This window comes from Microcoleus harperi Pol14_C6 (assembly GCF_036701295.1).
Classification (GTDB): Bacteria; Cyanobacteriota; Cyanobacteriia; order Cyanobacteriales; family Microcoleaceae; genus Microcoleus.
This window is the reverse complement of record NZ_JAUBQN010000008.1, coordinates 56,109-79,957: the sequence shown is the minus strand read 5'-3', so window position 1 is coordinate 79,957 and position 23,849 is coordinate 56,109. Positions and strand designations below refer to the sequence as shown.

The 23,849-nt window shown below is 47.8% G+C and carries 14 protein-coding genes and 1 pseudogene; 4 read left to right on the top strand and 11 right to left on the bottom strand.

Going from position 1 to position 23,849, the window contains the following annotated elements; genetic code table 11:
* Positions 1-5: 5 nt before the first annotated feature.
* Positions 6-143 (top strand): annotated as a pseudogene (locus QUA27_RS27340) (hypothetical protein); the annotation flags it as partial.
* A 93-nt stretch (positions 144-236) separates the two neighbouring features.
* Here QUA27_RS27340 and QUA27_RS08760 read toward each other — a convergent pair.
* A complete protein-coding gene (locus QUA27_RS08760; protein WP_333067470.1) occupies positions 237-3,110 on the bottom strand; it encodes a zinc-dependent metalloprotease in 2,874 nt (957 codons plus the stop codon).
* 106 nt (positions 3,111-3,216) lie between these two features.
* On the bottom strand, positions 3,217-6,732 hold the full coding sequence (locus QUA27_RS08755; RefSeq protein WP_333067469.1) for a hypothetical protein: 3,516 nt from the start codon (positions 6,730-6,732) through the stop codon (positions 3,217-3,219).
* A gap of 629 nt (positions 6,733-7,361) precedes the next feature.
* Between QUA27_RS08755 and QUA27_RS08750 the strand changes: the two genes are divergently transcribed.
* From QUA27_RS08750 to QUA27_RS08740, 3 genes are all read left to right on the top strand, one after another.
* Positions 7,362-7,586 carry a hypothetical protein gene (locus QUA27_RS08750; RefSeq protein ID WP_333067468.1) on the top strand — a complete coding sequence of 75 codons (225 nt, stop codon included), beginning with the start codon at positions 7,362-7,364 and terminating at the stop codon, positions 7,584-7,586.
* A 420-nt stretch (positions 7,587-8,006) separates the two neighbouring features.
* Positions 8,007-11,132 (top strand): phosphoenolpyruvate carboxylase, encoded by a 3,126-nt coding sequence (gene ppc, locus QUA27_RS08745; protein ID WP_333067467.1) that lies wholly within the window; start codon positions 8,007-8,009, stop codon positions 11,130-11,132.
* 138 nt (positions 11,133-11,270) lie between these two features.
* Complete coding sequence (locus QUA27_RS08740; protein ID WP_333067466.1) at positions 11,271-12,407, top strand: phosphodiester glycosidase family protein; 1,137 nt, start codon at positions 11,271-11,273, stop codon at positions 12,405-12,407.
* A 1-nt stretch (position 12,408) separates the two neighbouring features.
* On the opposite strand, the gene QUA27_RS08735 is transcribed toward QUA27_RS08740, so the two are convergent.
* The 9 genes from QUA27_RS08735 to QUA27_RS08695 form a co-directional block, all read right to left on the bottom strand.
* Positions 12,409-12,621 carry a hypothetical protein gene (locus QUA27_RS08735; RefSeq protein WP_333067465.1) on the bottom strand — a complete coding sequence of 71 codons (213 nt, stop codon included), beginning with the start codon at positions 12,619-12,621 and terminating at the stop codon, positions 12,409-12,411.
* A gap of 19 nt (positions 12,622-12,640) precedes the next feature.
* Positions 12,641-13,198, bottom strand: a complete 558-nt coding sequence (locus tag QUA27_RS08730; RefSeq protein ID WP_333067464.1) for an HPP family protein — start codon at positions 13,196-13,198, stop codon at positions 12,641-12,643.
* Positions 13,199-13,727: 529 nt separating this feature from the next.
* Positions 13,728-14,294 carry a diheme cytochrome C gene (locus QUA27_RS08725; RefSeq protein ID WP_333067463.1) on the bottom strand — a complete coding sequence of 189 codons (567 nt, stop codon included), beginning with the start codon at positions 14,292-14,294 and terminating at the stop codon, positions 13,728-13,730.
* Between the two features lie 20 nt (positions 14,295-14,314).
* Positions 14,315-15,223: an MBL fold metallo-hydrolase gene (locus tag QUA27_RS08720; protein ID WP_333067462.1), complete on the bottom strand. Its 909-nt coding sequence runs from the start codon at positions 15,221-15,223 to the stop codon at positions 14,315-14,317.
* 518 nt (positions 15,224-15,741) lie between these two features.
* Complete coding sequence (locus tag QUA27_RS08715; protein ID WP_006634582.1) at positions 15,742-16,254, bottom strand: inorganic diphosphatase; 513 nt, start codon at positions 16,252-16,254, stop codon at positions 15,742-15,744.
* Positions 16,255-16,502: 248 nt separating this feature from the next.
* Positions 16,503-17,906: a serine/threonine protein kinase gene (locus tag QUA27_RS08710; protein WP_333067461.1), complete on the bottom strand. Its 1,404-nt coding sequence runs from the start codon at positions 17,904-17,906 to the stop codon at positions 16,503-16,505.
* A gap of 104 nt (positions 17,907-18,010) precedes the next feature.
* A complete protein-coding gene (locus QUA27_RS08705) occupies positions 18,011-19,312 on the bottom strand; it encodes a serine/threonine protein kinase (protein ID WP_333067460.1) in 1,302 nt (433 codons plus the stop codon).
* A 158-nt stretch (positions 19,313-19,470) separates the two neighbouring features.
* Entirely contained in the window at positions 19,471-20,019 is a 549-nt protein-coding gene (locus QUA27_RS08700) for an inorganic pyrophosphatase (protein WP_333067459.1), read from the bottom strand.
* A 453-nt stretch (positions 20,020-20,472) separates the two neighbouring features.
* The gene (locus tag QUA27_RS08695; RefSeq protein ID WP_333067458.1) at positions 20,473-23,655 is read right to left on the bottom strand and encodes a GAF domain-containing protein; all 3,183 of its coding nucleotides are present in this window, start codon (positions 23,653-23,655) and stop codon (positions 20,473-20,475) included.
* Positions 23,656-23,849: the final 194 nt, after the last annotated feature.

Below are 23,849 nucleotides of genomic sequence, written 5' to 3'. Positions count from 1 at the left end.
ACTTACAATCGTTAGTTGACGAACTGTACGAGCAATTGGCATACAATTATTTCATCGATTACGATAGCAATCCACCATCCCCTTGGTTAAAGTCAGAGATAACGGAGGTTTTGTCAATTGATGGGCGACCGCTATTATTTTAACTTGACTGAGATTCTCAGAAACCGGGTTTTTGACCCAATCTGCGGGCGGCAACGAAATATCTTCCTCAAAAACCCGGTTTCTGAACCCCCAAATTAATTCGACTGAATCTGCGAATTCAAAACCTTAGAAATACGATCGCGGGTTTCCTCCAAATGAGCCCGCGTATAAGCATCCGCATTCCGATCCAAATTCCGAATACTCTTACTCAAACCCTCCCGCAACTGCCGCAACTCATACCAAGCCAAACTCCGCGCATCCTCTGGAACACTGGTTTTTCGCAGCACCATTCCGATCAAAATTGCTAAATGTTCCCGCTGCAAAGAACGCCGAAAAGTGGAAATTTGCATCTTCTTTTCCGGCTGCAAAACTTCTTGCCAGATATCCTTTTGCACAGTATCCAACACTTCCGGCAACCTCAAAGCAGTTTCCGGCGCTGATTTCAACTCGGCATCCCGCAGCCTCGCCAGCCGCGTCGGAGATAGCAAAACCCGCAACACAAACCGCTGCAAAAAAGTAATTCGATCGCCGATCGGGTAATCTAGAGGAAACACCAAAGCCGGACTTCCCCAGTGCTCCCAGCGCGAAGGCGCCAATTTGTTGAGCAACTCCGGCGCAAAACTAAACGCATCCGGTGCAAAAACGTACTTTTCAAGGGTTGCTAAAGCTTCTCGCTGCTGAGAAAGTTCGATCGGCACAAACGGCAACTTCGCATTAGTATCTCCAGGGCGAATCCGATTAAACGACTGTCCCCCCACATATAAAGTAGCATTCATCACCTGCTGAACATAATACCCGAACACCGAATCAAACATGACCCGCAGTTCGTTATAACCATCTCCCCCAACCGGAATTCGCTTTTCTAAACGCTTCCACATCGCCCTAGCATTATCCAATTGCCATTGCGAGTACCTCAGCATATTAGCGCTGAGATCGAAAGTATTCGCAGCGGGATCGAGAATATCAACAGAATCCTCATCCGGCGCGTAAGCTAATTGCTGTTCCGCAGCGCGGCTGGCAATTTGTTGCAGCGCTGGTAAGTCGCTGTTCGGGTTTGGGCCGCCCATCACCTTGTAACCATACTCGATCGCCCAATCGTCATAAGGCCCTACAATCCTGGGAAAATAGTCGCCCTGCACAGTTCCCTGCGGTGCCAAATTAATCGGCACATAATCCATCACCGACGCCACCATACCTTGCGTGCGAGTTACCTGAGTATTGTTCAAATCCTCCGGTTGCAGCATCGTACTCCCGTGAAAATTGTGCCTCAAACCGAGAGTATGACCGACTTCGTGCGCCGTCAAAAATCGGATATATTCATTAACATAATTGTCAATCGTCCCACTGCTAGGCGCTGCATTTTCCAACAGTTCCATCGACATTGCCCCCATCGCAAACTGCCGGCTCGATTCCAACCCAAAACACATATCCGAACTCGAAACCAACCGCGATAAAGGCGATCGCTTTTGCTCTTGGTATCTTTCTACCAAAGTCGGCAAATCATCAGCAATTCCACCTCGATCATTTTCCCCGCTGCTTTTTCCTAAATCCCCATTTTCTAGCACATTCAAATATCTAGAATACATCCCAAACTGACAGGGATTGGTATTAGAACCGTTTCGCCCTTGAAAACTCTTAGATAGCGAGCGATTTTGTTCCACCAAAGACCGATAACCCTGTTTGATTTCCCGGACAACATTAGCATCCAACAGAATGTCAGCATCCAAAATTTCCCCCGTCAGCGGGTTAGTGCGAGACGGCCCGATGCCGGCAAACTGAGGCTCCAAAGAACTCGACCAGCGAATAGTATTGTAGCGAACGTCAGCCGGGTCCCATTTAGCATTGTCCGGCATTTGTTTGACCTGAATTGCCTCAGTAAAACCTGCCTTTTCAAAAGCTTTGTTCCACTCCAAAACGCCCTCGCGAATTGCGTTTCGGTATTCGGGAGGCACATTATTTTCAATCCAAAAGACGATCGGCTGTACCGGCGACGACATCGGCGCCGTCGGGATTTGCTTTTGCAAATGCCAGCGATTGATATAGCGCACAAAAGGCTCCCGGCTGCTCTTGTCAGAAAAGTCCTTATATGCTGTAAGAAAATAGCCCACTCGCTCGTCCGCAAGTCTGGGACGGTAGCCGTTATTTAGTGGAACTTCCGAGAAACTGTAGTGAATGCGGAGGTTAAAAGCCCGACTGTCAGGAACCGAAGGTAAATAGTTAACTTCACTGTCATTATCGCTAGAAAAACCATAGACAGAAGCAATCTCCACATTCAGCGGAAACGCTTTAACATCTTTAAAAGAAGACTTGTCTGCATCGATCGAGTAAGAAGAACCCAAAATCATCGGCAAAATCGCTTTTACCCCTGGTAAATCGCGTTTTTCGCTCATTAGCAAATCTCCTAAATCGATTAGTAGAGTTTGTCTTTGCGGATGAATGCTTTTGAGAGGCAAAGAATAGAGAATCGAGTCGCTAAATCCCCGTGCTACCGAACCTGCTTGCGGATCGCCCGGAGTTGTGCGAAAATTTACATTTGGTATCACAAACTGCACGTTATTTTGGACGCGCCGCAGTTGAAACAAGAAATCGCCGATCGGCATTCCGCTCAAAATGCCCGCTTCCCCCAAACCCGATGCCAATGTCACAAAGCACAGGAACTTTTTGTTGAGTTGTTCCGGTTTAATCTCCAGATATACTTTATCAGTTGCTTGATTGCGGTAAAGGGTAAATAATCCCTCTAACTTTTGCGCGTCTTTAACAACCTGTTCAAAGGGTGCCAGAGTTTGCTGCTCGCTACTTTGTTCGTTGCTGGGCGGCCCAGAGGATAAAGCAAAAGGCAACCAGAAACCTTTATAAAAACTGAAGCAGAAAAATGCTAAAGATAATATAAAAAATATCAAAGGCAGATTTTTTCTGCCACTTTTTATCTGTAGATTTTTGGGGTTTTCAGGAAATATCAATCTTTTCATTTTCAGTATCCAATGGCCGGAAAGAATAGTTTTGAGATACCCGCGCCACACTCGCAACGCTGGACTCCTTTAACTTCTAAAATAACTCACAACTCAAAAGTCAAAACTATTGTTTCGCCGGCCAGGGAATCATGGGATCTTGAGCCAACCGCTTAGAAACTGCAACAGCACCGTAACGGTTGAGGTGGCTGGGGTCGGAAAAAGATTCCCGCGCCTGCGGCCACAATAAACTCTTATCTAGGAAAATTAGTCCGCTTTGAGCTGCTAATTCTTGCATATATTGCCGGAATTCTTGTTCGTAACCAGTCCGCACCGGGTCTAAATAATCTTCAGTCAGAGGCATATTCACAAACACAAAATTGATGTTGCGAACCTTGGTAAATTCGATCAGATTTTTGAGTGCTAGAGCTTGTTCGCCTACCAATTTAAAATCTTGATAGTCGGAGTCGTAATAGCCAGATACTTTCGGGTGCTTCTGAAAGTAAGTATCGGGATTGAAGCGTATATCGATCGGCAAAAAGCCATTTGGTTGATACTCGCTGACTGGTTTACTCACAGCAGTGGGCTGGGCATTTTCAGTTGTTTGCTCACCCTGGGCTGCGGTTTGAGGGCTGTCGGTTGCCACAGGCGCTGAGGGATTAACGATCGATCGCAAAAACCCTTTGAGTCGATCGCGCTTTTTGTAAATTGCAGAACCCTCAACCAACTTTTGACTCACCAATTGCTGAACGTTAGCTTGAGTTTGTCCCAAATTGTTCACCAATTCAGTGGCAGTCGCCACCGGATTGTTGGCGCTTTCGTTCGATGTTTCGGATTCTAATTGATTGGTGCGGATCAGAAAACTACCCCGGCTCAATTGCCTGTAACCTTCCGAAGAAGCGATCGCACTAAAAGTCAAATCCGGCCGCCCGCTGTTGAGAGCCCTCGCCCCGTCCGCCAACACCAGCAATTTCGGCAGTTGTTGCGGCGGCAAAATCCGGCGGACGATCGAATCTACAACTTGGAGAGTAGCTCCATTAACCCCAAAATTGTAAGCCCTCAGCCCCGGGTAGCCCGAAGCTGCCAAAGCGGTTTCCAAAACCGCCGGATCGATTCCCCGCAGCGCCCTCGAACTACCGACAATTAAAATATCCGGCGGTTTTTTGTGCAGGTGAATGTACTCTTGATAGCGCGCTATCTGAGCGTCAAGCTGCTCGCTCCTCAAAGTTGGGAACACCGGAGGAGCAGAAACATCAACTACAGGAACGCTAGTATTTCCCGGTTTCGTAAACCCAGAACCATTGAAAGCCTCTTGCTGGTTCGCCGACGGCGACGGCTGCAACGGAATTTGAGGCAAATTCACCTCATCAGCAGGGGCAACGGGGTTCGGGGTTTCCTTCGGAAGTGAGGCTGTAACGTCGCCCACAGGCTTAGGAGAGGGATTTTGACAATTTTGATCCTTACAAACTTCGGAGACGCTAGGAGCTTGACTGACAGTCGCAGATTGTAGAAATAGACCGAGCAGCCAATCGGTATTGAAAGCCAGCAGACAGCCGGCGATCGCCCAAATCAAAGCCATTCCCGCCGCGCGATCGGCTCTCACGCCCCCCGGCGCAGCAGCATTCGTTGATAAACCATCGTTGGGAACAAACAAACCCGAAGCTACAAGCGGTTGCACCGCAGCTTGAACTAACTGCTCGCCCAGATTGTATCCGGGGAGTCTGATTTTGAAGCGGGGCCGCCAGGAGTTGGGCATCGGAGCATCGAACACCAAGTTGTCGCCCAAACCCGAAAAACTCCCATCCTCGGCCGGCGCAAACTCCGGCACCGGTTCCTTTTCCAACACAGCCACTTGGGAGGGAGCCGGTGCGGGTGCCGCTGATTCCTCGCCAACAGCCGTTCTGAGGTCGATTGCGTAGCGCCACAGGGGAAGTTTCTGGCCCGCGCGGCGTCCGTAGACTCGCACCCCTGCCACTCCCGGAATTTGTAAGTGTCGCAAAAATTTCGCCACCGGCGGGCCTACCTTCGACTGAGAAGGGCAAGTCAGAGCTTCAGTCATAACGTGCAGCACGTTGGCTTTTTGCAGCACGACAGCCCGAATCCCTCCTGTTTCCAGCTTGCGTCTGAGATTGGGGTTGAGCAACCTGTTCAATAAAAAAGTCAGAGCCAATTGGTCGCCCTCGACTGCCAGCGTTCTAGCGTTTGCAGCCAAGTCGGGGTGGTGGGCTGCAGGCAAGTCCACCCAGTCTATCCACACGGGGGACTCCGGCGCCGCCTGAGAGTCCTTGGCTGGTTCTACGCCGTAGATAGTAGCTGCGCGGATGCCTTGGGGCGCAAAGGAGGCTAACAAAGGGGCGATCGCGTCGGTGGTTTGCTGCTTGTCCGGGTATTCTTGCCGTTTAGGCTTTTGTCCTTTTTTGGCAGTTTTGCTGCAAAACAGGTGGAGGGTTGCTTCTTTGAGGGTAGCCCGCACTTCAACTCTCGATGCAGCCAAGTGTTGGTTGAGCAGTTTGGCGATCGACTGTACGTCTCCCCACCTGGCCCATTCCTTGAGAATTTTGTCCGGCGAAGTCAAATCCACCCGCAGCAGCCAGTCCGGCTTCGCTTCGCCGCTGACTTGGCTGGCGATCGCGGCTTCCCGGAAATCCTGTAGTTGCAGTTTCCGCAGCCTGCCGGCGATGGGTTCGGCCAGCAATGAGGGGTCGGGGCTGTAAGCTGACTCGCACAGCACCAGCAACCGCCGTTCTTTGGGCTTGATATTTTCCTGCCCGTTCAGCGGCAGGGTTTCTCGGTTGCTTTTGAGTTCTTTTTCGCGAATGCTGACTTTTACCGAAACTCCCATCGGGCCGAGGATTTCGCTGAGATAGCTGGCGATCGCATCTGGATAGCCCCGGCGCGCCAACGTTTCCGGCGAAACCGTCAATGTTCCATCGCGATCGCCCTCGCCTGAGTCAGCTTCGGGGGATTGAATCAAAGCCACCGCGCCACGGTTCGCTTTCTGCTGCGGGGGAACGGCGGAACCCAAAGCTTCCCGCGTCGCAGCAGCCGAAGTGTCGATCGTCACGGGGGAAGTTTCAAAAACTTCTGGGTATTGAATGCGGGAGGCTATCGGCAGACTTTCGGCGTCAAAATCCAGTTCTTCTCGTACTTGTGGCGGGTGGACCGCTGTTTCTACTGGTTTTGGTGTCTGTTTGAGTTTCTGGTTGTCATTCTTAAATTTGCCGAAAAATCCGCCTCTTTTAGGGATTCCTGGCGTTTCGTCGGGGGAGCTCGCTGGCGGCGGCGCTTCGGTAACTTTTGGTTCTGGTTGCTGTGGCTGTTGCTGTCGCTTGGGACTGCTGCAATCGAGCCGGACTGTCCAGTCATTTTGTCGGGAACCGATTTTGCGGCCGCACAGAAACAACTGGTAAATTTTAGGTCGATCGGGCAGCAGTCGCGTTAAATCAGTGTGTTCGAGGGCGTTGGTAAATCTCGCCGTCACCAATTCTTGAGACGGACACTGCGCTGATTCGCACAAAATGTGCAGGTGATTTCCCCGCAAACGCGCTTGTACTTGAACTTCGGGAAGCCCTAAAGCTTCTTGTGCCCACTGCGACGCGCTCGATCGATTGTCTGCCAATATGCTCCCGTTCGCATTCAACATGAAACTCTAAATTTTGCCAAAGCTGGTTTTGTTTTCTAGAAATAGCACAGTTACAGATTTTACAGACAATTATTTGATTTGCCGAGCCTAACCGTTTTGTCTGGTTTAAGCCATGCTGGACTTAGTGTCTTGCCTTGTATCCCGTCGGCTTTGAGCCGTTGGGGAATATTTTTTTGATAATACCTCGACATTTTGGCACAGATAGGTCCAACTTAAGCCAAGCAATAAGTTATTCGTCATTAGTCATATCGTTTCCGTTTGCATCCGAATAATAATTAGACCTCTATCATTATTCTTGTGGAACAGGCATCCTGCCTGTTCAAGACTGGCTTTTCGGGAAATGTCTATTATTTTCCGACTGTAGTGCTGTGGTTTCGTCGGGCTACGCGGAGAGAGTCGCACGATCATTCGGGGAGCATCCCGATTTTATACAAAGCGTTTTTTCCGAGTGCGAGCTTAAGATCTGGCGAGAAGATATTTATAGACTTGGCTGCGCGGGGACGATCGCTTGCAGGATATCATTCGGATGTCACCGGATTTGAGATCGGAAGTCATTAGTCAGAAAGCAGCAGTCAAGATGATTGTTTGCCTTGTAAACTGAGGATTACGGATTGACACAGGAGAAATTTATGTCGTCGGAAAACCAAGACTTGCTCAAAAATAAAACACCTAACAGTCCAAAGTTGCCAGTTCCCTCAGACATTTTATTGAGCTTGGTCGCCTTACCTATGCTAGGCGGGTTGGTGGTGGCTAAAGCTGCTGCTGAGTTTGTTGCGTCGATCGGCGTTGAAAGCGAAGAAGTCTTTCGGGGGTCGCGCCTCCCCGTGCTCAACTTTCCTCAATCACACGACTAGAAAGACCAAGGAAGGATGCTGCAGCTAGAAGTTTAATTTTTTGACCCCGCCTAAAAAGGGATACCAGCCCCCGACTCCTGTCGTGGAGAGATAAAAATTTTCGACCCTAGTTTAACTTCCCAGATTCATCTTTGGAGTAAATCTAAAATTGTTCGACTGAGCGCGACTCAACTGAGCGCTCGCCGAACGTCTCAGGCTGAGCGTCTAAAATCTAAAATCGCAAGTCAACTGATATGAAAGCTTGACAATAGGTACAATCTGTGGCCTAAGAATTAATCTTTCCTTATACTTTGTACATAAGTGCCTTCTACTTTCTACGTTGCAATAAGTTGTCTCAAATTTGACTGCAAACAAAAGTGTTTTAGGCGAAACTAAACCATACAATTTTCTTGACACCCGCAGCTATTGAGGAACAGCCCGATGAGTTCAGTCCTCCAGTCTTCAGAACAGGCTATTGATGCAACATCTATTTCCTATTCTCCCGCTTACTCAAAATCAGACCTGTTTCTGCGCAATCGCCTCAAAGTAGTAGAGGACTTGTGGGAATCGGTGCTGCGACAGGAGTGCGGGCAGGAATTGGTGGATTTGCTCCAACAAATGCGATCGGTCAATTCCGCCGAGGGACAGGCCACTCACTTTCACGAGTCGAATGTCGTACAGCTAATTGAAAAGCTCGACCTTAACGCCGCCATTCGCGCCGCTCGGGCTTTTGCACTGTATTTCCAGTTAATCAACATAGTCGAACAGCATTACGAACAGCGAGACCAACAGCTAGCTTACACTAGCAGCAATGATGCTGGTGGGCGGATTTTTTCTAAGCTGCCAGGACAAGCAACGGATGCCCCCGATCGCCCGCGGCACAGGGAAGGCCCAAGCCCCACCCAAACAGCTTTGAGCAATGCAGACAGCAGCGAGACGATCGCCCGAGATGCTGGCACTTTTCACCAACTGTTCCCGATGCTGCTGCGCTTGAACGTGCCGAGCCAGCAAATTCAGCGCTTGATCGATCAGTTAGACATCCGCTTGGTATTCACCGCTCACCCGACGGAAATTGTCCGCCACACGATCCGCACCAAGCAGCGGCGAATGGCGAAGATTCTCCAACAGCTAGACCAAGTTGACGAGAAATTTCAGGTGATCGGGGCCGACTCTCAAAGCCCCTACCCGGTGTCTTGCTGGGAAGCGGCGGCTCTCCAAGAGCAACTGATGGAAGAAATTCGCCTCTGGTGGCGCACTGACGAATTGCACCAGTTCAAGCCGACTGTGCTTGACGAGGTGGAGTACACTCTGCACTACTTTGATGAAGTGTTGTTTGATGCAATTCCAGAACTCTACCACCGACTCAAGCAAGCGCTGCACGCTTCTTATCCTTACCTGAAACCGCCGAGTTACAATTTTTGCAAATTCGGTTCTTGGGTAGGTTCCGACAGAGACGGCAATCCTTCTGTGACTCCGAAAGTTACTTGGCAAACCGCTTGCTATCAGCGCCATTTGGTGCTGTGTAAGTACATCAACGCCGTGAAGCGGCTGAACGAACTGTTGAGTTTGTCGCTGCACTGGAGCGACGTACTGCCGGAATTGCTCGAATCTCTCGATCGCGACAGATCCGAATTTCCGGAGGTTTACGAGCAGTGGGCGATCCGCTACCGCCAAGAACCTTATCGATTGAAGCTGGCTTACGTGCTGCAGCGGCTGGAAAATACCCGCGATCGCAATTGGCGGCTCTACAAAGGAGACGAGTTGCAGCGGGAACGCGAAGCTTTGTCAGAACATCCCGGAATGACGGGCCTTTATCGATCGGGCGCTGAGTTTTTAGCCGAGCTGCAGCTCATCGAGCACAATTTAGTGGAAACAGGTTTGAGCTGTCGGGACTTGGAAAATCTGCTCTGCCAAGTAGAAATTTACGGGTTTAATTTGGCTTACCTAGATATCCGCCAAGAATCAACAGTACACTCCGACGCTTTGAGCGAAATTGCTGAATACTTGCAAATTTTGCCCAAGTCTTACAATCAAATGTCGGAAGGCGATCGAATTATTTGGCTGGCAACGGAACTGCAAACTCGCCGCCCTTTAATTCCAGCAGAATTACCCTTTTCTCCCAAAACTTGCGAGACGATCAATACCTTCCGAATATTGAGGCAAATGCACCAGGAGTTTGGTCCGGAAATTTGCCAAACTTACGTGATCAGCATGAGTCACGATGTCAGCGATTTGCTGGCGGTTTTGTTGTTAGCAAAAGAAGCAGGACTTTACGACCCGGCGACTGGAATTAGCAGCTTTCAAGTAGTTCCTCTGTTTGAAACAGTGGAAGATTTGAAAAAAGCGCCGGGAGTAATGCAGCAGTTATTTGAATTACCGCTTTATATGGCTCTACTAACAGGAGGATACGCGCAGGAATTAGCGGAAAAAAACGCAGAAAATATCCAAGGTTCAATTGAAACTCTCAAATTGCAAGAGGTGATGCTGGGCTATTCGGACAGCAATAAAGATTCGGGTTTCCTCAGCAGCAATTGGGAAATCCACAAAGCTCAAAAGGCTTTGCAAATGGTTGCGGAAAAATACAATGTAGAGTTGCGGATTTTTCACGGCCGAGGCGGTTCTGTAGGGCGCGGTGGCGGTCCTGCTTACAAGGCTATTTTGGCTCAGCCTGGAAAGAGTATTAGCGGGCGAATTAAGATTACCGAACAAGGCGAGGTTTTGGCTTCTAAATATTCTTTGCCGGAGTTGGCGCTTTACAATTTGGAAACTGTAGCTGCGGCGGTAATTCAAGCTAGTTTGCTGCACACTGGTTTCGATGGCATCGACCCTTGGAATGAGATTATGGAAGAGTTGTCGGTGAGATCGCGATCGCACTACCGCCATTTAATTTACGAACAGCCGGATTTAGTCGATTTCTTCCACCAAGTTACCCCGATTCAAGAAATCAGCCAGTTACAGATTAGTTCTCGCCCGGCCCGGCGGGGTGGCAAAAAAGACATCAGCGGTTTGCGAGCAATTCCGTGGGTTTTTAGCTGGACTCAAAGCCGCTTTTTGCTGCCTTCTTGGTACGGTGTTGGCACAGCTTTGCAAGAGTTTTTGCTGGAGGAACCGGAAGAACACATGAAACTTTTGCAGTATTTCTACTTGAAGTGGCCATTTTTTAGAATGGTAATTTCTAAGGTGGAAATGACTTTATCTAAGGTGGATTTGCAAATTGCAGAACACTACGTGCGGGAGTTAGCTTTGCCGGATGAAAAGGAGCGTTTTAAGGCTTTATTCGATCAAATTGCTGCCGAATTTCACTTGATTCGCGATTTGGTTTTAACGATTACCGGACACCAACGTTTGTTGGATGGAGATCCGTCGCTGCAGCGTTCGGTGCAGTTGCGAAATGCGACGATTGTGCCTTTGGGTTTGTTGCAAGTTTCGCTGCTGAAACGCTTGCGCCAGCACGGAAGTGGCGGGGTTCCGGGGGTGATTCACTCGCGTTACAGCAAGGGTGAATTGTTGCGGGGAGCTCTGCTGACGATTAATGGTATTGCTGCAGGGATGCGGAATACCGGCTAGGGAAATAGTTTTGAGTTTTGAATTAGTGGTAAGGTGCGCCGCAGCGCACCTTGCTACTGGTAGTTTCAGAATTAGCGCGATCGCCCATTGTAGTCACAGCCATAGAAAACTGTTCGCTATCCTAGCTGAGATTTTTTTATGTCTAAACGCAAACAGTCTGAAGGTTGTCGCCCGATGCTGCGGCGCACTTTTTTATTTTTAACGGGCATAGCTTTGGCGCGGGTTGCGGCTGACTATTTTGCGATCGCCCAAAACCGAGAGAGTTTCTTGACTCTCGCAGGTCAACTGTGGCAAAAGTCACTCGCTTTTTTATCAAGTATACAATCAAATCAAACTCCTCAACATCTGCCCAGCAATCCCGTTGTAAAATCAGCAAAGACCAATCAACCTCTGCCGAGTAATCCTATTGTAAAATCTCCCGAAACTTCTCCTGCTGTGCAGCCGTCTCAACCTCAAATTATCAAACATTCTGCTAAGCAAGCAAAACCTGTACAAGTCAGCAGAAAAACTGTAGCTGGCGCAAGTTTTTATCTCACAACTATTGACCTCGCAGACCCGGAAATTTATCTCACAATTGGCTTAGCTAATGATGCAGCTTTTGCAAATACTTCTAAACTAACGCAGGGTGACGAACATTTTGAAAATATGGTAGCGCGTTACCGGGCTGCTGTTGTTGCTAACGGGACTTTTTTTGGTAAAGATGAGCAGAAATCTGTGCTGGGAAATATGGTGGCGGCCGGTAAGTTTCTGAAATACAGCCGCTGGGAAAATTACGGCACGACTTTGGGAATTAAAGCGGGAAATCAATTGGAAATGGTGACGGCTAGAACTGAAGGTAAGCCGGATTGGAGTCAACATTGGTTTTCTCTGACTTGCGGGCCGAGATTGGTTAAAGGGGGGAAAGTTTGGCTGTCTCCTTTATCGGAAGGTTTTAAAGATTCTCATGTTTTGGGCGTGGGTTCGAGAACGGCGATCGGCTTTCCGGCTTCCAGAGATAAGTTATTTTTGGTGACTTTTCTTGATAGTTTGTCTTTGGAAGAAGAAGCTAAAGTTATGCAAGCGATCGGCTGTTTGGAAGCGATGAATTTGGACGGGGGCGCTTCGGCGGGTTTGGCTCATCAGGGGCAGATTTTATTGCCGCCGGGCCGGAATTTGACGAATGTGCTGGTGGTTTACGATCGCGAAAATCCAGCGCCGGCTCAGTTAAAGGAGTCCTGGGAACGCTTTCAAAAGGGATCTCGACCTTCCGCCGATCCGTCCGTTTTTTTTGATTGATCTAGCAGAAGGAAGTTCGGCTTCCGTTGCACGCGATCGGGATGTAACGGATGGAAGAAAGAAGTTCGATGGAAGTCGGAATCGAGGGAGCATCTCGATTTTTGGTAGTGCTCCCGAAGGAAGGACGAGAGAATAACTCGTATTGCTGATGAAGCAAGGATTTGACTGGGAGACTAAAGTTTCCCGCGATCGCCCTTCCCTGGACTGAAGTCACAGGGTTTTCAGCTTATTTCCTATAACCAGTGCTGGGGATACGTCCTTTCTGCCGCTAAATTATTAAAGATGACGGCGCACAAGACCAAGATTATTGAGCCCTCAAAAGCAGGTGTTAGCAAAAATTGCCAGTCTGGTTTGGTCATCATGACGACTAAGGCCACTGCTCCCGAAGGCGGATGTAGAGTTCTGGTAATCTGCATAATTCCGATCGCACTAGAAACAGCCATTCCCATCGCCCAGGGAGAAGAACCGAGAAAATGCAGAATCATTAAACTGGTGAGAGCAGCTAAGAAATTGCCCCCAATGACATTCCGGGGTTGAGCCAAAGGGCTGTCAGGGACACCAAAGATGAGAACGCTTGTAGCGCCAAACGGAGCCATTAGTAAAGGAGAATTAGTTTTTACAGCAAGATAGGACGTTGCAGTAATTGCCAAAAAACTGCCAATCCAACTCCAAACAATATGCCGTGGATGAGGTCTGTCTACTGGGCAGGTCAATGCACACGAGCGCCATCTCCCAAAGGTTTTAAACCAATAACTTTCCCATTTCAGTCGAATTTTTTTACTGTCAATCATAAATTAGGTTACTTGATAACCAGGCTTCTTAAATTGTCGGAACTAGCCTCCGGTAAAGTTAAGATATCATAACAATTGCTCAAAAAGTAGTTAAAGGCACAGATTTTTTACTTCTATGCCACTCAAGCAGCAGCTAACCACTCGCTTGGAACCCACTAGCAAGTTTGGTCGGTTTGGCAACAGACGTTATCGGCAGTCGCACAGCTTCACCGTTAGCCGTCAGAGTTATTGATGAGAGTTATATCGTTTCCGGTTGCATCGGAATGATATAGAGAACACCGCGAGTGCCTAAGTCCCTACAATTAATCGGGGTAGGGACTTAGGCACTCGCGGTGTCCTGACTGTGAGTAAGATTAATTTTGATGCTACCGAAGTTGATATTATTTCTAAGGTGTGATGCCCAGTAAGCATGAATTGAAAGAGCGCACCCACACTTTGGATAAGTCTCTAGTTCAGAATGCGATCGCCGTTTTTTGGTTAGCGCGAGCGTCTCGCTCGCACTCGGATATAATTACGAACTTAATATTCGTTACGGAGAGTTTTGCCACTCGGCGGTAAGCTTGCGGAAATTGTATTGAGACGCGCCGGGGTGACAAGTAACGCAACTGCTGATATTTGCCGGTTGTGGAAGTTTTACTTTGGGGTGCAATGCTTTGAAATAGCGAGAACTGGCGACTCGGTAGGCGAGTTCTTCGTCTTTTGCTTGGGGACGAGAAAAAGTTTGCAGGTAGTTCCACACCAGGATGCGGGGCGGGTCTACTAGCAGTTTGATGGTTTGTCCGTAGTGTTGGGAATCTTGCAGCAATCTGCGCCAAGTTTCTGTAGGTAATACTTGGGGCGGTAAAGCAATGTGACAGGTGGCACAGTTTTCTAGGTACAGTTGCTGTCCGAGTTGGTAGCGTTCGGGGATACGATCGACCGTACCAGTATCCTCGATCGAAGAAACCTGAGCCAGTCGTGCGGGAGTGCCAGAATAAGCAGTCTGAGCTGCAACCCATCCGCCGCAGGTACAACAGAGTATTATCAATACTAAAAACGTTGAGTAAAGCCCCCGCAAGCCTACTCTGCGACGTTTGCGGGGTTTTTCGTGTTTCATAATTCAGAATTTATTTTTGGTTAAATCACTGGTATGCTCATGCCTTCGCGGGCTAAGCAGCTATTGGCGAAAACTGCCTGCACCTCTGCTTCTGTACGATCGAGAAAATTGTCGTCGTGACCCGGATCGTGGTGAAACATCACGATTTTTTTGACTCCAGCAGCTTTCGCTACTTCTACTCCTGCTTGCCAAGTCGAGTGTCCCCAGCCGACTTTAGGGGTTTTGAAGTCGTAATACTCTTCGTTGGTGTAGTTGGCGTCGTAAATCAGCACGTCGGCGTTGCGAGCTAGGTGTACCACATTGTCGTCTAGGCGATCGGGAAAATGTTCTGTATCCGTACAGTAGACGGCCGTGTGTCCCTCCCAGGTGACTCGATATCCGATCGCAGTGTTGGGATGGTTGAGCAATGCCGTTTCTATTTTCACATCGTCGAGTTCGAGAATATCCCCAGGCGTCAAATCGTTGAATTTGAGGTCTGACTGCATTACCTGGATGGGGACGGGAAAATTGGGGTGTAGCATTTGGTCGGCAAGACGGTGTTTGATGGTAGTGCCGTTGGGCGCGATCGCACCGTAAATGTGAAAGCAGTTCCCTGGGATAAAAGCGGGAGTAAAGAACGGAAACCCTTGAATGTGATCCCAGTGAGTATGACTAAAAAACATATGGGCTTCCACGGGCATTTGGCGCAGCAGGTTGAGGCCGAGAACTCGCAGGCCCGTACCACCGTCAAATATCAGGCGTTTTTTACCCAAGCGCATTTCTACACAGGAGGTGTTGCCTCCGTAGCGCAGTGTTTTGGTGCCGGGGGTGGCGATGCTGCCCCGCACGCCCCAAAACTGAACGACAAACTCGGTCAAAGGACTATTTTCCATTGTGGCTTTGCCATCGGAAGGCTGTGGATTGGGTAGAGAGGGTGCGGAATCTGGCATTTTTTTTAGTTTTGGCGGCAGGAATTTGGGAGTTGAAATCTTAGTTTTTACTTTTTAGTTTTTAGTTTTTAGCAATCCGTACTATAAAGCGCTTTATCGGGTAAACATCCGAGTGCCGAATAGTTGGGCTGTTAGAATTCTCAACCTTATCGGTTCGTGTAGGAGATGTCACGCTTGAGAGATTATTTTTTGCATCATGCGAACTGCCCGGCGTGTTCTTTGTTCTGAGATTAAGATAGCGCCGAACTCGAGTGTTCGGGTAAAATTTTATCAAACGTAAAACGTATTCCCCAGCGGTAGAATTGGCGCTTAATGTGACTCTAGGAGTAGTATTTTTTTCCAGATTGGGGCCAGGGCAAGGTTTTGAGGAATGCCGTTCCGGTGACTCGGCATTCACCACTGATTTGACCTTCTAGCTACCCGTTCCTCGACTGCATCCCTAGACGTGCAGCGATCGCCTTATGTTCGGCCCCCTGAGTTTTTAGTAGGCTTGCAGTCGAGGAGTGCGGGCTAAGGGCTTATTTGCGATCGGCTGCGATGCACTTTTCGACTAAGGGCATGACTTGATCGACATCTTGCCAACCCAGAATTTCCGTGACTTTTTTCTCCAAATTTTTGTAGGTTCTAAAAAATTCGGCTATTTCGTCCAAGCGGTGGGGGGCTACGTCTTTGAGGGACTTATAGTGAGCATAGCGGGGGTCTTTGTCGGGAACGCACAGGAGTTTTTCGTCCCTGTCACCTCCGTCGATCATTTCCAGCATTCCGATCGGACGGGCTGCGATTATGCACCCTGGAAATGTGGGCTCATCCATCATTACCATGCCGTCGAGGGGGTCGCCATCATCGGCTAAGGTATTGGGTATGAAGCCGTAGTCGCACGGATATTGGACTGAGGAAGAAAGCACCCGATCGAGAGCAAAGGCTTGCAAGTCTTTATCAAATTCGTACTTGTTTTTGCTACCGGCGGTAATTTCGATGAGGACGTTGAGCAGTCCTGGTTTCGGCTGTGCCGGAATTAGCGATAAGTCCACAACAATATCTCCAAGTTAACAGATGATTGGGATGAGCGCTACTTGCCAAATCCCTTTGATAGCATTTTACGGGCGATCGGGCCTTTCGGCATGAGATTGACCGAAAGCGGGGGAGTGCGATCGGGCTTACACAATTTGAGGATGAGGCTTGTGGGGTGTCCCACCTGCTGTGAAAATACACCGGAGGGGCGGAACGCCCATCCCACAGATTGAGAGGGTAATGCTTTGTTTGGGCGAGGGAGATATTTTCACATCGATATCTTCTTTTTACCGTCTGTCAAAGTTCTTTGAATTTTCAATCCCAACCACTGGCTTAGTTCTGTAGCTAACCACTCGATTTCTGATTCACTTAGTCTCTGCTTCACTCCTAGTTGATATTTTTGGTTGCCGGCTTGAATAATCATCTGAGAAACTCTGGATAATTTCTGTTTTGTGCCGCGCCTAGTATATTCAATTTGTTCAATTTCCAACTGCCAAATGTCTTGTCTGGGGGCTGGCTGGGAATTATTCCATCTTAACCCCAGCATATCGCTGCTATAGGATATTTGCTGCCTATCGATTCGGAGACGTACTTCCACAAATAGCATATCGAGAAACTTTACTACTCCTACAGCAGCCAATAAAATTCCTATTATTAAAAATACTAAATTTTCTTCGGGTTCGCTCAAAAAATTTACGAACAATGGAATATTCAGAGCAATCACAACCGAAAGCAGAGCAGTTAAACCAAAACCGACTCCTGATGGCGGAATTATAATTTCTACCAACTCGGAATTTTTTGTCAGTTTAATAGCGGTGCCTTGCTGCTGCAATAATGCCACAGGCATTTTGTCGCTCGTGCGGGGATTTTTGAGCGATAGCCATGCTTCTCCAGCCGAAGATAACCGTTTTTCCAAACTCGGTTCTGTCATCCACTCCAGCCAATCAATTAAACTAGGATTGATGTGCGAAACCCGATCGGCAAATTGAATTTTTAAATCCTGATGCGACAGTTCGGTGGGATGCAAACCCGTTACCAAATAAATTAAAGTTGCACCTAAACCGTACAAATCCGAAGCCGGAACGGATCGCCCGCCAAACTGTTCCGGTGCCATATATCCGTATGTTCCCACTACTGTAATTGTGCCGCCCAATTTGGCAGCTTGGTTCTGCACCGAACCGAAATCAACTAAATAAACTTGTCCGACGGAGTGGGCAGATCTGCTGTGCAGTAAAATATTGCTGGGTTTAATATCGCGGTGAATAACAGGCGGCTCTTGCTCCTCGTGCAAATAAATCAAAATTTCTAACAGCGATTTAGCTAATTCTTTAACCTCACTCTCGCTAAAAGTACGCCCAGAGCGCAAATGCTCTTCCAAAGTTTTTCCCTCTACATAGGTCTGTACTAGAGCAAATCTTTTACTGTCTGGCTCGTCAATTTCCAAGTAGTCGAGGTAGCGGGGAATGGCAGGGTAAGAAAGTGATTTTAAAGTTTCCGCTTCCCGTTCAAATAGCTTGAGGTCTTGCCATTCAAAATCGCCACCAAGGAATAGCTGTTTGATGACAACTAATTCTTGAGTTTGCAAATCGCTAGCTAAGAGTGTTTGCCGGCCGGTTTGTTGTCCCAATTGCTGCTGCACTTCGTAGCGTTCTGCTAATATTTTACCAATCATGTTTTTTACCTTATTTTTAGCTTGACATTAAACATTCTTTTTTTTATTCCCAACTTTACCAAGCAGCCGAATATCTGGAGCGAGATCTTATTACCTATGTGAGATTACTGTCTGCTTGCTTTTTGATACCATCGGGTAATAGAATCAGTAATTGGTCCCATTGAAAATCCTGTAATTAGTGACGGCGCCAGCACAAACATAATATTTAAACCATAATATTCCCTCATCTTCGGTGTCATGTCAAAGAAAAAGAAAAAGATGCTTGTTGAAGTACAGAGTACAATACTAATTGCAGTTAAAACCTGTCGGTAAAGTTGGGGATTAGTTAAGGGTAAAAACCACAAGCGCGTCACAACTCCTATCATTATTCCATTCCCCAAACCCAGACTAAAACCGAGACAAAATCCTTCGATAATTGTCTCCACATCTCGATACAGAAAGACTCTGTAAATTGCTGTACAAATTCCTACAGCTATAGTTCCTGCCGCAGTGCTACGCCCGATCGCATTCTTGAACAAGCTAAAGGTGTTCACGGTTTTTCCCTGTCTCAATGGCAGGGAATATTGGTTTATTTGCTGTGGTTTTTCTAAAACTTCTTTGGCTATTTGGACTGAGGCAGGACGGCGATCTAAACTCGGATGCGTCATCCACTTCAGCCAGTTGGTAAAAGTGGGACTTAGTTGGGTGAATTGCTCGAATTCGATCTGCAAATCTTTCTGCGGCAAGTCTGCAGGATGCTGCTTGGTAATTAAGGCGATTAATGTTGCTCCCAAGCCGTACAAGTCGGAAGCGGGAACCGCCCTGCCGCCAAATTGTTCTGGCGGCATATAGCCATAAGTTCCGACAACTGTGACTGTTTTTCCCTGTTGCGTGGCGAGAGTTTGAACTGCACCGAAATCGACTAGGTAGACTTCGCCGACGCTGTTGCCCGATCGATTTTGGAGTAAAATATTGCTGGGTTTAATGTCGCGGTGAATCACCGGGGGCTGTCGCTGGTTCAGGTATGCGAGGATGTCTAATAATGCTTTTGCTAATTGTTTGACTTCGCTTTCGCTGAAGGTGCGGCCGTCTGAAAGATATTCTTGTAGGGATTTGGCTTCGATGTAACTCTGAACTAGGGCGAATCCTTTGCGGTTGGGGGTGTCTATTTCAAAGGAGTCGAGATATCGGGGAATTGCGACATGGGATAGGGATTTTAAGGTTTCGACTTCTCGCTCGAACAGTTTTAAGTCTTCCCAGTTAAAGTCGCTGCTGAATGAGAGGAGTTTGACGACTACTTGCTGTTGGGTTTTTAAGTCGCGGGCGAGTAATGTTTGCCTTCCTGCTTGTTTGCCAAGCCGCCGATCGCACTGATAGCGATCAGCTAATATTTCTTTTGACAAATCGCCGATGTTTTGTCCGCTCATGTTCTCTTGCCCTAGAACCGATTAAACCTAGTGTAGTTGACAAAAGTCCAATAATCGGAAATGTTCGGGCTACAGCAAAAAAAATTTTCTGTCAAAGAGCAACCGCCTTTAAGAGCTAGCGATCGCACCATCAACACCCGCCTGAGTTAAGCTTAAATTTAATTTTGGATTTGCTTGTAAAGTGACTGCACTACGTCGAGCAGGCTCAAGACTTGCTGCCATTCGGGGGCATCGGGGTTGTAGCTTTTGGCGCGCTGAGTTTTCAAACTGTGGTGCAAGAGGGAAAGCAGCTCGTCTGGAGACTGTAAGGAATTTTCATCTTCATCTGCTGGGGTTTGGGCTGCATTTTCTTCGATATCTTCTTTAATTTTTTGTGCTCTATCGGCGAGGGCTAAAGATCTGCCTGCCAGGTTTTCCGGCATTTTTGGCTGTTCCGACAAAGACGCGCTGGTTACTTCTACCAATAGTTGACAGACTCGATCGACCCATTCGTGATCGTTTACTGAAAAGGAACCGGATTTGAACACTTGCCCGTCAGGTCTTTGCTGAATGCTTTGTACCTTCTGGATCAGAGGGATAGCCTTAACAGTGATGTTTTCCGGGATTTTGGGGATATGTGACAGGGAGCTCCGAGCAATCTCCAGCAATAGTTGGTAAACCTGATCTACCCACTCAACATCTCCCGATTGCGAATTCCAATTATTCATAACTGACGCTAGTGGTTTTCTATATCTAAGACTAGAACATTGATTATCTGCGAAGTCAGCTCTTTTTAGGAGCCACTAACGCTATTAAGACTTACGCGGGCGGGGTGAGAAACCCGGTTTTTGAGCGGATGTTTCGTCCCCTTTCTCCAAGATTTTTCTCAGAAACCGGGTAACGCTGCTGGCCGTCCTAACTATTTTTAAGCGCTTCAAATAATAGAAGTGCTAAGTTTGTTGCCGTAGGTAGTGCGAAGGAAACACGTAGGGCGAAACCCCGGCATCTCGCTTGCAAATTCAAATCCGGTTATATAACCATAATACCTGTTGGAGCTTATTTACGATTACCTCAATAGGATATTCAGGTTAATTGGTAGCCGGGTGGGAGGCGCACCCCCGATCGCGATCGCCCCCACCCGAAACCCTGGCGCCACCGCGAGGATTTGCTGTGGGCCACTGCTATTTTTCTGTGAGATTCCACACACCATCCCAGTTGAGTACATCTGAAAACCCATGCTGAAATAACATACAGCGATCGACGTGCAATTTAGCTGCCTTGTTTTTCGAGTCAACTTCCAGAACGGCCTTAAATTCGCGTTCAGCGTCTTTAAAGGCTTGCTTGGCTTTTGGTTCTAAGGCTTTCTTAAACTCGCTCAGCACTTTTTTCACCCGATCGAGTCCCAGGTTTTCAAATTCCTCATCTAACATTTCTGCAACTGTCTCGCTGGCCCGACTTTTAATTTTCGCCTGCAATAGCTGCCTGATATCTGCGGGTTTCAGCCTCTTGATTTGGGGATTTGATGGTTCTAAGATGTCTGCTTCCAACAGCTTTTTGACTTCCCCTTCTTGCAAGTATTTAATATCGTCTGCTGATAGTGGCTTGATTTTTGCTTGCAGCAGCATTTTGGCTTCATCTTCGGAGAGGTTTTTGATGCCTTCCAATTTCAGCAGTTGGATTTCAGGCTGCAACAGTACGATGAGTTTGTCTGCTTCGGACAGGTTTTTCGGGTCGTACTCAGACAGCTTTTTCAGTTGATATAAGAGCTGCCTTAGTTCGTGTTCCAACTGTTGCTCTAGATCGTAGGACAGTTTCTTAATCTCTGCCTCTGGCATTTCGGCGACATCCTTTAAGATGTTTTTTACCTCATTTTCTGAGAGTCTTTGGCTAACTGGAGTTTTGTAATGTTCGCGCCCCCTGGTGTAATGTTCTATCATTTGTTGCTGTGTTTCGGTTAGTGACTTGCCCACTGGCGAGTATCCCTCGCGGATGCCGACGAGTTCGTAAACGATTACGGGTTCGCTTTTGCCTTTGACAGTAATAAAGTCGAGCTCTCGCACGTACAGCCGATCGGCATAATCTCTGTAAGTATTGTCGCTGACGATCAAGTCGGTGCCGTACTGCTTGCTAGCGCCTTCTAAGCGAGAGGCGAGGTTTACGCCATCTCCGATCGAAGTCAATTCCATGCGTTTGCTACTACCGATGTTGCCGCTGACAACTTCATCGGAATGTACGCCCATACCGATGCCGATCGGCAATTCCCCATGTGCCATACGCTCTCGATTAAACTCAGCCAGTTTTTCCCGCATTTTCACTGCCGTTTGCATGGCGCACCAAGCATGATCCTCTAAGGGTGCTGGAGAGCCAAAAACTGCCATCAGAGCGTCACCGATGTATTTGTCGAGAGTCCCTCCGTACTCGAATACGACATCTACCATCACTTCAAAATATTTGTTGAGCATCACTACCACTTCTTCGGCTTGCAATTTTTCCGTAAGTGTGGTATAGCTGCGAATGTCTGAGAACAGCACCGAAACGTTTTTGCGCTTACCGCCCAATCCATGATCCCCTGAAGCTAACAGCGCTTCGGCTACTTCGGGGGTCATGTAACGGTACATCAAGTTCTTGACTTGCTTTGCCTCGCTAATATCTTCCATGACAACTAACGCGCCGTTGACCTTGTTGGGGTCGGTAGCGTCAGTCATTGAATTAATCGAGAGATTGATACTCTGCCCTTCTCCTTCCAAGGATAGTAAAACTTGATCGGGGTAATACTGCTGGCGGTCCTTATCGTCTTCGGGAGACAAAGACGCATCAAACCATTTGGCAAAATCGCCTTTTTCTAACTTAATTAACTCGCGCAAAGATTGACCTTCGGCTAATTCGGTATCGCTGTCACCCAGTAATAATTTTTTGGCACTAGGATTGGTCGCTACTATATTGCCTTTTTTATCTGTAGAAATCACGCCATTAGTCAGGGCGTGCAGCATATCTTTTTGTCTTTGTTCTTGCTGTTTGACTTCAGCAAACAGTTTGGCGTTTTGTAGGGCGACTCCTGCTTGGATGTTAAACACCTTCATAAATTCCATGTCGTTGCGATTGAAACTCGCTTTCCACTGATCGGGGGCGTGCGGCCAATCTTCCCGGTTGTAGGGGGGGTATTCTCCTTGTTGTCGTTTTTTATTAACTAATTGGGTGACGCCAATCAATTTTTGGTCTGCGTTAAACACTGGCATACAAAGCATACTGCAAGTGCGGTAGCCAGTTTGTTTGTCTATTTTTTTTGCATTTTCGGCGCGGGGGTCGTCGTATACATCAAAGGGAATCAACAGCGGTTCGCCGGATTGGGCGACGATGCCTGCAAAACCTGCTGTTCTGGGCATGCGAATTTCTTGAAGTTGACCTGTTGTAATCAGGATTTTCGTCCAGAGTTCGTCTTTATCTTCATCGATCAACCACAGAGTGCTGCGATCGGCGTTCATCAGTTCTTGGGCCTGATCCATCACGCTTTTTAGGGTATCTTCTAAGTCTAGACTGCTCTTAGAAAGGGCGGTGACGGCATTGATCAGCGCCGTGGCGGCCCGTTGTTTTTGACTTGCTGCGTAGAATGATTTAGAAGACTCTAGAATTAGGCGAATCGACGGGGCAAATTCTCGAAAAACTTGTTCGTCTTCTTGAGTAAATCCTGCCTTGTCAATCTGTTCCTCTAAAATACCGTAATGTTCGTGGTTGGGCTTGAGTTTATTAATCAGTTGAACGACTGCTACTAACTCTCCTGTTTCTTCGTTGATCAGGGGCATCGCCAGCATTGTATAAGTGCGATACCCTGTTTCTTTATCAGTTTTTTTTGCGTTAGTCGAGCGGGGGTCGTTATAAAAATCATAAGGAATGTTCACCACTTTTTTTTCCGTGGCTACTTCTCCCGCAATGCCCACATGGGCGGGAAATCGGAGCTCTAGACTTTTGCCATTTTCGTCTTTAGCGACGATCGCCCAGAGTTCATTCTTTTCTTCGTCTAATAAAAATATCGTGCTGCGAGCGGCATTCAGCAATTCCCCTGTTTTCAGGGTAATCGACTGCAACATTTCATTAAGGATGGCATCGAATCCCTGGCGGTCAAGGATATTGTCGAGCATTCCCAGGGTTTGATTGACAACCTTAAGTTTCTCTTCTACTTCCTTAACTACTACTGTGAAACTTTGCTTATTTAGGGGTGCCAGAACACTGGCGAAGCTTGGTTGGCTTTTGGCAAGTTGACTACTGTTAGAGGAATAGTGAGAAGGCTGTTCGTGATAAATTTTACCTACAACAGCGCCCTCTCTCTCGTTTTCCACTTCTGACACATTGGGAGATGCAGATTTCATAGACCTTTACAGAATCTTAAGCGTAAGGGTTTGTCTCTAAGCTAGGATAGCGGGCAAGTTCATTAGTTAGTCACTTGTCGCACAAAACTCAAGTATGTGTGAAAGTATTTCCCAGTTTACAGAACTCCGGCGACAGGGGAAGGTAAATTCAGTTTGCATGGCTTGCTGGTGAACTGTGGGTGCGACGATAACGC